The sequence below is a fragment of the Streptomyces sp. NRRL B-24572 genome (assembly GCF_002156145.1).
GTDB lineage: Bacteria > Actinomycetota > Actinomycetes > Streptomycetales > Streptomycetaceae > Streptomyces > Streptomyces vietnamensis.
Map to the genome: position 1 here is coordinate 1 of NZ_MWIG01000351.1, position 13,204 is coordinate 13,204.

9 protein-coding genes and 1 pseudogene are annotated in these 13,204 nt (G+C 65.6%); 6 read left to right on the top strand and 4 right to left on the bottom strand.

Translation table 11 applies throughout. The features are described 5' to 3' along the window. Positions 1-81 precede the first annotated feature (81 nt). Positions 82-591: a hypothetical protein gene (locus CCN56_RS21425; RefSeq protein WP_086829121.1), complete on the bottom strand. Its 510-nt coding sequence runs from the start codon at positions 589-591 to the stop codon at positions 82-84. Positions 592-1,710: 1,119 nt separating this feature from the next. Between CCN56_RS21425 and CCN56_RS21435 the strand changes: the two genes are divergently transcribed. Further along, entirely contained in the window at positions 1,711-3,591 is a 1,881-nt protein-coding gene (locus CCN56_RS21435; protein ID WP_218779432.1) for a caspase family protein, read from the top strand. 33 nt (positions 3,592-3,624) lie between these two features. Here CCN56_RS21435 and CCN56_RS21440 read toward each other — a convergent pair whose 3' ends face one another. Then, positions 3,625-4,803, bottom strand: a complete 1,179-nt coding sequence (locus tag CCN56_RS21440) for a hypothetical protein (RefSeq protein WP_086829123.1) — start codon at positions 4,801-4,803, stop codon at positions 3,625-3,627. A 92-nt stretch (positions 4,804-4,895) separates the two neighbouring features. Further along, the gene (locus tag CCN56_RS21445; RefSeq protein WP_086829125.1) at positions 4,896-7,325 is read right to left on the bottom strand and encodes a CHAT domain-containing protein; all 2,430 of its coding nucleotides are present in this window, start codon (positions 7,323-7,325) and stop codon (positions 4,896-4,898) included. Positions 7,326-7,648: 323 nt separating this feature from the next. Here CCN56_RS21445 and CCN56_RS21450 point away from each other — a divergent pair, with 323 nt between their 5' ends. The 3 genes from CCN56_RS21450 to CCN56_RS21460 all read left to right on the top strand — a co-directional run bounded on the left by CCN56_RS21450 (position 7,649) and on the right by CCN56_RS21460 (position 10,189). Further along, a complete protein-coding gene (locus CCN56_RS21450) occupies positions 7,649-8,131 on the top strand; it encodes a hypothetical protein (RefSeq protein WP_256962075.1) in 483 nt (160 codons plus the stop codon). Positions 8,132-8,191: 60 nt separating this feature from the next. After that, on the top strand, positions 8,192-9,412 hold the full coding sequence (locus CCN56_RS21455; protein ID WP_086829129.1) for a damage-control phosphatase ARMT1 family protein: 1,221 nt from the start codon (positions 8,192-8,194) through the stop codon (positions 9,410-9,412). 276 nt (positions 9,413-9,688) lie between these two features. Then, entirely contained in the window at positions 9,689-10,189 is a 501-nt protein-coding gene (locus CCN56_RS21460; protein ID WP_086829131.1) for an NUDIX domain-containing protein, read from the top strand. Positions 10,190-10,216: 27 nt separating this feature from the next. On the opposite strand, the pseudogene CCN56_RS45875 reads toward CCN56_RS21460, so the two are convergent. Next, a pseudogene (locus tag CCN56_RS45875) lies at positions 10,217-10,360 on the bottom strand (AAA family ATPase); the annotation flags it as partial. A 501-nt stretch (positions 10,361-10,861) separates the two neighbouring features. Here CCN56_RS45875 and CCN56_RS21470 point away from each other — a divergent pair. Both CCN56_RS21470 and CCN56_RS21475 read left to right on the top strand, forming a co-directional pair. Further along, entirely contained in the window at positions 10,862-11,383 is a 522-nt protein-coding gene (locus CCN56_RS21470; protein ID WP_256962076.1) for a hypothetical protein, read from the top strand. Positions 11,384-11,531: 148 nt separating this feature from the next. Beyond that, the gene (locus tag CCN56_RS21475; protein WP_086829138.1) at positions 11,532-12,767 is read left to right on the top strand and encodes an MAB_1171c family putative transporter; all 1,236 of its coding nucleotides are present in this window, start codon (positions 11,532-11,534) and stop codon (positions 12,765-12,767) included. The last annotated feature ends 437 nt before the right edge of the window (positions 12,768-13,204 follow it).

A 13,204-nucleotide genomic window follows, 5' to 3' on the forward strand; every position in this document is an offset into this window, starting at 1 on the left:
TCGGCCGGACAAGTCCTAGTGCGCGACTTCGAGCGGCGCACCACCACGCCGAGGCGATGATCTACTGGTCGATGATCGGGCTCATGACCCGCCGCCTGGCCCGCTCACGCCGCGGGCGAGCGTGAACCGGCCCGGTGCCGGCTCGGCCAGCCAGCCGCGCGCGACCAGGCGTTTCGCCTTCGCCCTCAGCGCCTCCACCCGCGCCGGAACCACGTCCATGCCGAAGCTCACGGCCATCTCCTGGCAGGTCATCGGACCCTGCCCGAGTCGGACCCGGTCAGCGAGTGCCTGGAGGATGCGCTGGTAGTCCACCGACAACGCCGGCCGCGCAAGCCCTTCACGCCACACTGGCACTTGCGATTTCTGTTTTGCCGCGGCCGTCGGCGGCGACGAAGCCTCGTCCGCGATCCCGGCATCGCCTGGCGCGGACAGCAGCACACCGACCCGCTGGCGGGCGATCACCCACTCCTGCCATTCCCGCTCGGCCACGGCCAGTTCAGCCGGGATGCGGTCGGCCGCCTCCCTCAGCTCGTCCACGCGATGGCGAGCGACGAGCTCGCGCTGTTCCAGCAGCCCCACGACCGACGGCATCCATGACCTCCACAGCAGCGGTGATACGACAGACCACCACTCCCACAGGATCGTCGACCCTATGCCCGACCAGCGAAAACGCCGCCCTCACGCCCGGAAAGACAACAGCTTCTTACGGTCCGCATCCGCGACGATGGGGGCACGGTCCGCACCACACGACCGCCCGACGGCCGCTGGCATCGCGATCTGCTCGGCCTGGTCCACGCGGCCGAGCTCGAGCCGTCCGCCCAGGGCCCGGGCGGCTGTGGGCCGGAGGGTGGCGCATGGGAGCTGTGTGGGGTTGGGATCCGGCCAAGTTCGAGTCGAAGGCGGTGGAATTCGGCGAGACACCGTGGGACCTGCTGGGACACCAGCGGACAGCCACGTACGCCCACGCACGTTGGCAGGGTATGGCCGAGCCCTGCTGAGATTGGGAGCGGTCGCTGTTTCGCCGGGGTCTGGCTGCGTCACACTCCCCCCGTATGCCGAGCTTTCAGACCAGGAAGGCGATCGGTGACGCCCACGAACAGCGCGTCACCCAGGAACTCAACCACCGCGGCTGGCATGTCAGCCTTTGGGAGCAGGGTCATGGACGAGCCCGTCCGGCTCGCTCTACGCGGTACTGGCAGCTTCCTGCGCTGGACGCCGGATCTCATCGCCGCACGAGACTGGGGATCGTCCTGACGACTGCAAGAGCCGTATGACCAGCCGCGCGAGCTGGCGGCACGCCGTCGAGCGTGCCGCCATCACCGGCGCACCTCCAGCTTGTCGCCTGGATCCAGCTGCCCCTCTACTACGTCTTCGACAATCCCGACCTCCTCACCCCTCACAACGCCCTCGACCTCGGATGTGACGGCCCCCGGACCGCTGCCGGGCACGCCCTGCCTCCTCGTACCGGCGGCTCGGTCCCTGGGCTTCGACGATGTCTTTGGAGGCATCAGCGTGGCGGCTGTTGCCTGACCCGTTGGCCGGTATCGGCGCAGTCGAGCCGGGTGGCGACTAAGGTCACTGGCTCAGCGTCTCACCGGCCAGGCCTTGCCGCAGCCGGAGGGGGCCTGCGACGCTCCTGAACTGCTCGGGACGCACGTGTTAAGCCGACTTGCGTCCCGTGAAGACGCTCCGTTGGGAAAGGAACGCTTCTTGATCACGACCGAGCCGGCGGCGGCCGCCAAACGCGCCCTCGTCATTGCAAGTGAAGTCCATGGCCTGTCGGGATGCCGCAACGACGCAGAGCTCATCGGCTCTGCCTTGCGGGGGTACGGCTTCGACGTTCAGCTGCTGGCCGAACGCCAGGCGACGCGCGCCGGCATTCTCGGGGCGTACGAAGATCTCATCGAAGCGAGTCGTGCACAGGACGCGGCGGTCGTCTACTACGCAGGCCATGGAGGCAGGATCCAGGGAGGTCTTCGCGCACATGACGAGCCCGAGGCCCTGCAGTTCATTGTGCCGACCGATATCGACGACACCACATCCGACGACTTTCGAGGCATCCTGAGTGACGAGATGAGTGTCCTGCAGTGGCGGCTCACACTACGAACCCGTAATGTCACCACTCTGCTCGACAACTGCCACGCTACGCGGATGTCGCGGGACCCTCTGCCTCGTGGGATGCACGTTCGCGGATGGGAGACGCAGTGGCCGGTCGCGGCCGTGAGGCAGCGGTGGGCTGACGTGGCCTCCCAAGTTCGGCGCCTGCGTGCTGACCACCCCGACCACTGCTGGTATGACGACAACCCCCACGCCGTCCGTCTGGTGGCCTGCGGCGCCAGCCAGCAGGCTATCGAGGACTACGTGGCGGAATTCGGATCGGTCCACGGCCTTTTCACCGCCGCCGTCGTCACCGCACTGGAGAACGGAACAGACCTGACCTGGCACATGGTCGGCGAGCGCGTGCGCAACCGGGTGCTGACGCGCAATACGGCACAGCGCCCTGACTGCGAGGGTCCCACGAACCGTCTGCTGTTTAGCGAGACAACCCGGGCACGCCCAGCGGCCGTACCCGTGCGCGTCGATCCGGCAACAGCCACCTCCTGGCTGGACGGAGCTGCTCTGCATGGGATCACGGTCGGGGATGAGTACCTGCTGTGTGCCGCCGGCAGTCCGGTTCCCGCCGCCGGACGGGTGGGCGTAGTCGTGGATGTGCGCGGCGGGGCAGCCCTGCTCAGGATGCGGGACCATGCCCCTGTTCCTGCCGGCCAGGAGGCGCACCCGCTGTCCTCCCGGCGTCCCGCGCCGACGGTACGCCTGCGGAATGCCGATCTGCTCCCTCACGAGTGGCTCGACCGATACCGGGCAGCACTTCCCGGTCTTCGGACCGAAGATGATCCGCCGGGGGACGACCTCGCGATGCTCACTGTTGGGACCGCAGGGGTCATGTTGCACGACGCAGCGGGACGGTCTCTGTACGAGCGGCCTCGGCCGTTCACCGAGGACACTGCGGCCCGGCTGGGATCTGACGTCGACGATCTCGCGCATGCCGCGCGGCTGAGGCAGTTGGGCCCGGATTCCTTCGCTGCCCCGCTCGAGGTACCGGTTGCGTTTGACGCAATCGCTGTGCGCGCCGGCGGTGCGGACGGCTCCGTGGAGGACGCTGTTCTCCATCCGGGGGACCGCGTGCGCATGCGTGTGCGCAACCTTGGGGCAAGTGAGGGTCCCGGCCGTACGGTGTATGCCCATGTGCTCGATCTCGGGGTCGGGGGGCGGGTAAGCGTCCTGAACACCGCAGAGCCGTCTGGCATTGAGCTCATGCCTGGTGAGACGCGGGCCCTTGGCCGGCTGCCGGGAGGCGAAGATCCCGGCCTGCCGCTCTCCTGGCCTGCCGGTCTGCCTGCCGATGGGCCGCGGTTCGAGACGCTGACCGCGGTGTTCGCGGACCGGCCCCAGAGCATGGCGAACCTGGTCCGGGCAGGGGTCGGAAATGTGCGGGATTTCGTCGTCCCTCAGATCGATGCCGGTCAGTACACCCTGGTGAAGGTGACATTTCTGCTGTGCCCGGGTGGTCCGGTGTGTGAGCACGTCTGAACCGCTGCCGCGCAGTTCCTTGTCCCGGGGCGTTCATGGTGTTCCCGTCCCGGGCGGCTCTGACGGGACCGTGTCTTTCAGGTCACTGATCACGTATGCCCTGGCGAACTGCAGCACCTCGTTCTGATCGTCGGGGGCGTCGGTGAACAGCCACTTAATCCGAGCCGCGTAGAACTCCTCCAACGCATCACCGTCACCGCAGCGCCGCATCGCTGGCAGAAGCTGCGCGCTGATCAGGGCCGTGACGGGATCCCGGTCCCCGTAGTGGTGGGCGGCCGTGGCCGCGGTGTCGAAGGCGAGGTCGATCGCCTCTTTGGTCTCGCCGGTGAGAAGCAGGGTGCAGGCCAGCACCACGCTCAGCATGAGTGTGTCCAGCTCGTAGGGGCCCAGAGACAGGCGATGCTGGGTTCGCAGCTCCTTGAACAGGGCGACCTGTGTGTGCGCCTCCGTTGGCGCGGGGGTGGTGGCGAGGGCACGGTCACGTGCCGCCTTCAGTTCGGCGACCGCTTCGGCGCGGGGGCGGCCCATCAGGTCCTGCTCGCCCTCAGGGATAAGCGAGTCGGCCCATGTTCCTTCGACGGGCAGAGGAAACGAGGGGTGCATGCCTGCACGCTCGTATATCCGCCGGACCTGGCGGTATACCTGTCGGCGTGACTCAGGGTCGTCGATGCCGCCGTCCAGCAGGGTGCCGAGCCGTGTCAGTTCGTCGCCCAGGGCACTGTCGAGCTGCTCAGCCGACCGTACTGTGCTCGTGAGCCGGGTGAGCGCTGCTTGCAGAAAGGCTGTAGTCCTGTGTAGTTCTGCCTGGTAGGTCTTCCGGGGCACCATCGTTACCCGAAATCCTGAGGGCACGTGGTCGACCAGGGTCAGGCACAGAGTGAACCGGGTCAGGCCCGCACCGATGTCGAACATGGCCCGGTCCACCCCGTGCAGGTGGGTCGCAACATCTCGCATGAGCCCGCCCATGCGCACAGCGATGTGTGCGTGCCTCTCCCCCAGGCTCGTATCTGCCTTATGTCCGAGCTGGAGGTATGTCATGTCGCTCTCGAACTCGAGGACGGTGCCGGTGGAAAGGCCCAGGCGAACCAGCTCCGAGCGCACCCAGTGCGCGGTTGCCTCGTGTCCGGACGCCGGCAGGGCGGTTCCCTCGGGGAGCTCCCGGTGCAGCAGCCAGAGCTGTCCTTCGTTGAACAGCTGGCGCAGCCTTTCCATGTCTGCGCCCAGCCACAGGGCTGTGGGAGGCTCGTGCGAGTCGTGGCTCAGAGGCGGTTCAATATCGCGTCGATGGGACGGTGGCGGGAGCGTCATGGTGAGACTCCAAAGATCTGAAACGCCGCCCAGTGGCAGGGGTGGCTCGTTCCTGTCTGCGCAGCCAGCTCTCGTTGTGCCGCCCGCAACGCGCAGGCTGGCGTCAGGCCGTTCGCCAGGCCGTTGTAGAAAGCCGCCATCATCGCGGCTGTGGAGGCGTCGTCTACCGCCCACAGCGGGGCGGCGACGCACCGGGCCCCTGCCATCAGGAACACTCCTGGGAATCCGATGTAGTCTTCGGCGCCTGCGCTCAAGGTACTGCCTGAGTGACACGCGGCGAGGACGAAGAGGCGTGCGTTGAGTCGCAGTCCGCCTGCGTCCTGGGCCAGCAGGAACCGCTTGCGGGGTGTTCCGGAGGCGAGTCGTAGTGCGGAGTATTCGGGGAAGTCGGGGAAGGTCATGCCGTGGCATGCGATGTGGGCGACGTCGGCGTCCTCCAGGTTCGCCAGGGCTGACCTGAGGGCGATTTCATCCCCGAACAGCGTAGTCTGGTCGGAGAAGTACTGGGCGGCGCAAAGCACTTCCTCGCGGGCGTGGCGCAGACTGCCGTCCGGGTCGGCGATGCCGACGAATCGTTCGATTCGCCGTTGCAGACGCTCGTGCCCCAGGATGGTCGTAAGGACACTCAGGTTGGGAACGTAGCCGAGGTTCTTGTTGTCACACAACGGCTGTCTCCCGATCACGCCGATGGGCAGCGTCCATAAGGACATGTTCGGGACGACGGATAGATGCGATCCGTCAGCCGCGTCCCGGAGGGGTTTGACCAGGGTCTGTTCCAGGAACAGCGCTGCATCCGAGCGCATGGGGTCCCGGCTTGTCGGGTCTGTCAGCCCGTCCCGTAGGCGTGCGGCGGCTGGAATGACGGCGTCCATGTCGAAGCGCGCCAGGCGCTGGACCCCTTCGCTGTTGATGAGCATCAGGGATCCGTTGGCGGTGTAAAGAGCGACTTCATGCCCCTGCGGCAGCCGGGAGATGAGTTCGGCTACGGAGGCTGGCCTGTGCGTGTCCATGCTGCGGGGGAAGGCTGAGGCGAGTTGTTCCTCCAGTTCGAGGTCACGGGTCCGGCGGCTCCGCATGGCGTATTGCAGTACATTGGCGGATGCGGCGGAAGGCGCCTCGAAATATCGGCTTAGAGCGTCGAAGAAGCCGCTGTTCCATAGCTCTGTCTCGGTTCGCAGACGCTCGGGAGTGCGTTGCCGGCGCCAGGCTGCGGATGCCTGGTAGAGGAGTCCGCGGTTGGTGACCCCTTCGAGGGTGTCCACTGCTCCTTCCCAGTCTCCTTGCGCCTCCTTGCGATGCGCGGCTGTGAAGTATGTGATCCGGTGTTTGGCGGACAGTTCCCGTTGCCTCGCCTCGGAGTGGGTGGTGAGCCTTTCGGCCTCGATGTCTGCCAGGAGGGTGGCCAGCATGCTTTCGGCGACGGCATCATCTGCCCCGCCTGAAGCGCCGGGATGGGAGGGAAGGGCTTTGAGTTCCAGCGGAAGCTGATCGGCGGGGAGCATCTGGCCCTGGGAAAACACGATCTTCCGCTGGCAGCTATCTCGCTGGCCTTGTGCGTACGTCCCGAGTACTCCGGCATTGTCGCGACACCACATCAAGCCTTCAACGTCCCCTGTGGACTGCCATGCGTTCATTGCCTTCGCGTAGGCATCCCACCACTGCCACCACGGGTCGTTGACCTCCCGCAGCTTGTCCAGAAGATGCCGGATGGTGAACTCGTCAGCAACGTCGATCGCACAGCCGACGGCATGGATCAGTGCACGTGCCATCCCCTCGGCGTTACCCGCTCTGCGGAAAGCCGCTTCAGCTCGCTCAGCACGGAAGAGCATGCGTGCCCGGCTGCCCGGATCCGCCGCGGAGCCGCGGCTTTCCTCGAGCTGGCACAGCATCAGCTCGGCCTCACCCTCGGCGGTGTGATCAGCGTTTGACCGTGCGGCTGCCAGCGCCCGGTCAAGAAGACTCGACGCTTCATGGTGACGGCGCAGCATGATCAGGGTCCCGGCCCGAGCGACCATCGCCGCTGGGGCATCCCAGACCTCCTTGGCCCACTCGAGGTCGATGGGTTCGACTGACGGTCTGTCCAGCGCTGCGAATCGTTCGCGGTGATCGCCATGCGCACGGAGGGAGCGCAGCAGGTCCCGGTGGCAGGCGAACGTCCAGGACAGTTCACCAGGGTGCGGCTCCGACAGCTGCTCTTTCGACAGGCAGAACGTCACGAGCCGATCGAGTACCTCGTCGATCTTGTCGCCCAGCAGTTCTGGGTGTTCATCAAGCAACTCCGAGCGGCGTCCCCATTCTTCAAAGGCGATCAGGTAGGAGATCAGTGCCGGGCACAACGGATCCGATGCCGGCAGCTCCATGGCCTTCCACATCCCCCGCACGGCTGCCCCCACCATGGCCTCACTGTCGTCTGAAGGCTCACTCACCTCTGCTCCTCCTTCATCGGTGGGGCGACCCTCACCCAGAAGCCGGTTCGACGGTTTTGTCCATCCGGCGTCCGGAGCCGTGGAAGGCCCCCTGCTCCACAGGGTCAGAGCGCTGGGTGCGCGCTGTCCACAAGCCCAGATGCAGCGTACGGAGGAACGCACGCGGCGGCGACCGTGCCGCGCCTCGCCCTGTGTTCCCTGCACTCCCTGATCGCCGGAGCGGCCGACGAGGCACTGGAGAGAGTCGGCGCTGCCGCCTTGCTGCTGGAAGAGGGCTGGGAACAGCACCTCACCAGCCAGCGCGCTGATGTGCGATACGTACCATGACAAACGGCAGCACACGACGAAGGCGCGAGAGCGTGGACGCGTCCGAACTGGCCGAACTCCGCACCACGTACATCTTCGGCCCCGCCGAGGGCTCCACGTGGGGCCTGACCTATGAGGGGATCGAGGCCAAGCTGCGTGAGCGGGAGACGGATACGTTCATCCGTATCGATGAGGGGGAGGAAGGTCCTTTTCGAGGGTCCGTCATGCACTTCGGCATCACGGTCGGCGAGGAGGAGCTGGAGGGCATGGCCAAGATGTCCTCGGAAGGCATCGCCATCGAGGACTGCACGGCCCATGCCGCAGCGGGGTTCGTCAAGTTGCTGTGGGACAGCGTCGTCCCGGACGGTAGCATCATCTCCTTCAACACGGAGTGGGGCCTGGACGCCGACCTGCCCGACGCGCTCGTCCCCCACGTGCCCCGCCCACGCCTGGTGGCCACCTTTCTTGCTCATCTCGCAGCCACCGGCGGGCTGGACTGACAGCGGGCATGCCCCCGGGGATCATGGCCACGTGAGCGACATGCGAAGGGCCTGGGCACCATGACAGAGAAGACCCCGCGCGCCTCGGGCGACGAGGCTGTTCGCGACTTCGGCCCAGTTGGCGCTCCGGTCGTCCTGGGCAACGAGCCCGGCTCGTTCGCCCGGGGTGTACTGGCCGAGCGACACCCTGCCCTCATCCGGCAGGTGCGAGACGCCTTCCCGTTCGGCCGCCGGCAGCACGAGGCGCTCGACGCCCTGTTGGACGAGATCACCAACGGTGTCGTCCAACCGCTTGACCCCGCGGACCATGACCACGTGCGTTGGGCGGCCTGGGGGCAGGAGCACTTCGGGCGCTCGTGGTACGACGCCCCGTTCCTGTGGGCGGAGAGCTACTTCTATCGCAGGCTCCTCGGCGCGGTCGGGTACTTCGGTCCCGGTCCGTGGCAGGGAATCGATCCCTTCGCGCCGTTCAAACAGCCCGAACTGCGCGGCGACGCGGTGGACGAGGAGCTGCGGGCCCTCGACGCGCTCGCGAGCGCCCCGGTCGAGGAGCGGGCTATGGCCCTCCTTCAGGCCTCGCTCTGGGGCAACCGCGCAGACCTCGGCTTCCGGGTCTCGGCGGGGGAGTCGGCAGTGGATGACGTCGCAGTCTCGGCCTTGGTCGCCGACGACAGCGCCACACTGTGGGAGCTCCTGCCTGCCGGCACATCGGCCACCGTGGCCGTGGTGGCCGACAACGCGGGACGGGAGCTGATTCCCGACCTCGTCCTCATCGACCACCTCCTCGAACACAGGCATGCCGAGCAGGTCGTGCTTCACGTCAAGTCCTACCCGTACTACGTTTCCGACGCGGTGACCGCGGACGTGGTCGACGGCCTCCGCCGCCTCACCGAGACATCCGGCGAAGCAGGCCGGATCGGCGGCCGACTCTGGAAGGCCATGGCGGCGGGAAGCCTGGAGGTCCGCACCCACCCGTTCTTCTGCGCTCCGCTGCCGTACGAGGAGATGCCCGAGGAAGTTCGCGTCGAGTTCGCGAGCGCCACGCTCACCATCCTGAAGGGAGACCTCAACTACCGCCGCTTGGTGGGCGACCAGCTGTGGCACCCCACGACACCCTTCGCGGAACGCACCGGGTACTTCCCCGGGGCCGTCGCGGCGCTCCGGACCCTGAAGTCCGATGTCGTCGTCGGCCTGGAACAGGGAACGCTGGACGCCCTCGAACGGTCCGGGGCTGTTTGGCGTACGAGCGGTACTCACGCGCTGGTCCAAGTGCGCCCGTAGACCTGAGAGCGCGGGTCGACTCCGTATCGCTCGGCGACAAGGGATACGACTCCGACCCCAACCGCCGCGAACTGCGCAGGCCCCGGATCCTTCCGGTCATCTCCCGCAGGAGCGCCCCCGAACATCGAGGGGCTGGCTTCGTTGGTGTAACGCAGGAACGGTTGATTCCGAGTTCGGGCAACAGATGTTGATCATGCGGGTCCAGAATGTTGTCGAGTTCCGAGAACGGTTCGCCGAGAAGCGGCGTTGTCAGTGGGTGCTGCCAGGGTGTGCTTCATGGATGAACTGGTGGAGCGTGTCGACCGTCAAGATCGTGTCCTGGGGGTGGTCACCCGTCGACAGGCGATTCGGGAGGGCTGGCTGCATCGAATCGCCTCGACGGTGTGTCGTGATGAGCGTGGCCGGTTCCTCGTCCACCGGCGGTCGGAGCAGCTGTCGCGCTTCCCCGGGCTCTATGAGGTCATGGTCGGTGGCGCCGTGGGCGTCGGCGAATCCTATGAACAGGCTGCCAGGCGGGAACTGGCCGAAGAGCTGGGCATTCGTGGCCTGCCGCGCCTGCTGCTCACGTTCATCAACCGCAGCGGCCTGAGCCCTCACTGGCTCGGCGTGCATGAAGCCGTGATTCCGGACGCTGTGACCCGCGATCCTGACGAGGTCGCCTGGCATGGCTGGCTGACCGAGTCAGAGCTTCACTCGGCCCTGTTGGAGTGGCGCTTCACCCCCGATAGCCATGAGGCCTTCAACCGGTATCTCGTGTTCCGGACCGCGCAGTCCTGACCTTTCTCGCCTCTTCGATCGGTCCCCTCAGCTCAGGGACTGTTGTTCTGCGCGCGCCCGGGTGGTGGCGAGGCAGGAGTTGGTGCCGGTTTCGATGATATTGCCGCCGAACGTGAGGCGGTCGACGATGGCCGCGCAGAGGCGGGGGTCGGTGAAGGTCTTGGTCCAGCCATCTGGAGAACAACTCGTCCCCTACAAAGCCAAGGGGCCGGGCGAGCTCCGTTGCGGCGTCGAGCAGACCCTGCTCCACCAGTTCAAATGCCTCGCTGTCCGCTGGGAGTGCCGCACCGAACTCCACAGCGCCTTCATCTCCCTCGCCTGCAGCTTCATTTGCTGGAGACGACTCCGGACTGGACCGTGCAAGCACAGGTGGACCGGCCTTACCTCGGAAGCATTCAAAAAGATCAATTAACGCGCCGTCATTCAATTTAGATCTTGGGATCCAGATTGCGAGACTGCGCGCTTGGGTGACCTTCGCAACAGTCTGTCCTGCATGGACCACGCTTTCCTCCTTGTACGATTAGGCGTAGAGAGTGTGTGTCGACCGACCGCCGCGCATCTCAAGCACGGGCTCCTGGCTACTAGCGCCTCGCGGGCTGGCAGTGAACACCTCAGTGGCATTTCAATGGAGCGACGATGCGTTGGCGTAGGGACCCTTCACGGCGCGCCCTCGTGAAGGAATGTGAGAGCCTGCTCGCCGATCTGCCTATCCCAGCTCCTTTCAGCGTCGAGGCGCTGGTGCGGAACATGGAGGGCGCGCTGGGGCGCCAGATTCGGCTAGTGCCACTGGACGACACCGACGGGGGCTTGGGTGTGGCATGCGGTCTCCGGGTCAAAGCGCCGGAGTTCACGATCATTCTCTATCGCCGCCGTTCAAGTCGCAATCAAACCGAGCACATTATTCTCCATGAGCTCGCGCACGAGTGGCTGAACCACGGTACCTCCCTGACGGATGCAGAGATCGAGCGATACGTCCCTGAGCGTATTCGTCAGGAAGTCCTTCGACGTTTCCCGTCGGCTCTGGTTCAAGGGCGCGTAGATTTTGGCAGCCCCGAGGAAAAGCAGGCCGAGCTTTCGGCCTCATTGATAAAGCGGCTGGCACGCCGTCAGTCCTTCACGGGAGATGACATGGTCAGCCTCCTGGAGCATTCACTTGCTCACCCAGTCGCTGCTCCACCGCGGCGCCGACTCTAGCCGCGATCGACTGGCGACTGCTGAGGCATAGCTCCTGGCCTTACGACTTTCGCCACATCGCGCAGTCCACCTATTGGCAATTGAGGCTGCGGCCGACTGGCCTTCTGGCCGGCGAAACGTGCAGCCGGCCCAGATACCCACTGGTTCCGTGTTCGACTACATCAAATACCTTACTGCGGCCGTGATGACCCTCATCGCCGTATGGCGATTCCCTGCAGTTCGGTACGCCGACGCTCACCGCCGAGCGCTCTGGGGCGGTTATGCGGGATTCGCCGTGGCTCTCTGGCTCTACACACCAGCAGCAATGGATGCGGTGGATCGCATTCCAGTAGTGGACCTGAGCGCCCTACTCAGGCACTTTGCCAGTACCGCGGCGATCATCGCGGCCCTGACCTACGTCGCCACCAGCTACGGGAAGAGCTCGGAGACGGTCGTACCCCGCCATGTAGCGGTCTCCCGCCGGATCGCACGCGCGTCCTACGGGACGGGAGCGATAGGCGTCATTCTGCTCACGGTTCTGTTTTTCACCGTGGTGGATCGCGACAAGCCGAGCCAGAACTTCCTCATCGACCACTCTGGGCAATGGGGGGTCGCGGTCTACATGACCGTGTTCTACTTCTTCCCGCTCATCACGACCGCAGTTTGCGGCTACCAGTGGACGAGGGCGGCGCGACGGGTCGAGAACACGAGCATGCGTGTCGGGCTGGGCTTGATGGGGATTTCCATGTGGATGGGGTTGACCCACACATTGGCGCGTATCGCCATCCTTTGGGCTGCGGTCGCGTTCCCTCTAAGCCCCTCCACGGTCCGGCTCCTTGTAGACGCCACAGCGATATGGATGGACCTGCTCTTCCTGATCGTTGCCGTAGGGGCGAGCATTCCTACCACCCGCGCAGCGGCGGCCCGGTGGAGAACGTGGCGCACGCTGTACAGGACTTACCCGCTCTGGTTTGACCTGGTGGATGCGTTTCCCGGGACGAGCCTGTATCCACCGGGGCGGCGCCTCGCGGAACTCAGGCACGTACGCGTTCCCATCGATGTTCGCCTGGACCGATGGACTCAGGACATTGCTGACGTTTGCGAGAAGCTGCGCTATTACGCTCCACGAAACTTGATGTTCGCTGCCGAGGACATCACCGCGTCGCACCCCGACCCTGAGCCGGCCGCGGAAGCGTACTGGATTAAGGCCGCACTCCAGGCCGCTGACACCTCGCAAGCCAACCAGTACGCCACCGCCCCTCTGAGAGAGAAACCGTTCGTTGACACCGATAGTGAAGCGGCATGGCTTGCGCGAGTCAGCACGGCCTACTCGCACATCACCACGGTTCAAGCTCGGGAGCTTCTCCTGCACTCCATAGAGGTGGAATCCGAACCATGCCGCTAGTCTGCCGTTAGCTTCGCAGTCTGATTTATCGGTTCAGGCCCTATTTTCTGACGATCGAAACCAGGCTGCATAGCGATCTTGAATGGCGGGCCGGTGGGTGAGATTTGGCACCGTCCGTCGCATGAACTGGGCTGGTACCGTGGGTCATGCGGACTGATAGGTCTTGCTCCGCCTCGTAAGTGCACCCCGGCCTGCGACGCACCTCTACTCCCGTCGCCACGTGTAGCCGGGCAGTGACGCTATCCGGTCCGGATGGGCGTCCGAAATCTCAGCAATCTGGAGTTCTCGCATGTCCAACCGCCGCACGGGCCTCATCCTCGATTTTGGAGGCGTTCTCACCACTCCGCTGCTGCCCGCAGTGCTCGCGTTCGAACAGCGCGAGGGCCTCCCGCAGGGCGCCTGCCTTACGGCCCTGTATAAGACGTCGTCTCATTTGG

Coding starts and splice junctions, on each gene's coding strand:
- CCN56_RS21460 (WP_086829131.1), top strand. CDS start 9,689: ATGGATGAACTGGTGGAGCGTGTCGACCGTCAAGATCGTGTCCTGGGG.
- CCN56_RS21450 (WP_256962075.1), top strand. CDS start 7,649: ATGACAAACGGCAGCACACGACGAAGGCGCGAGAGCGTGGACGCGTCC.
- CCN56_RS21425 (WP_086829121.1), bottom strand. CDS start 591: ATGCCGTCGGTCGTGGGGCTGCTGGAACAGCGCGAGCTCGTCGCTCGC.
- CCN56_RS21440 (WP_086829123.1), bottom strand. CDS start 4,803: ATGGAAAGGCTGCGCCAGCTGTTCAACGAAGGACAGCTCTGGCTGCTG.
- CCN56_RS21455 (WP_086829129.1), top strand. CDS start 8,192: ATGACAGAGAAGACCCCGCGCGCCTCGGGCGACGAGGCTGTTCGCGAC.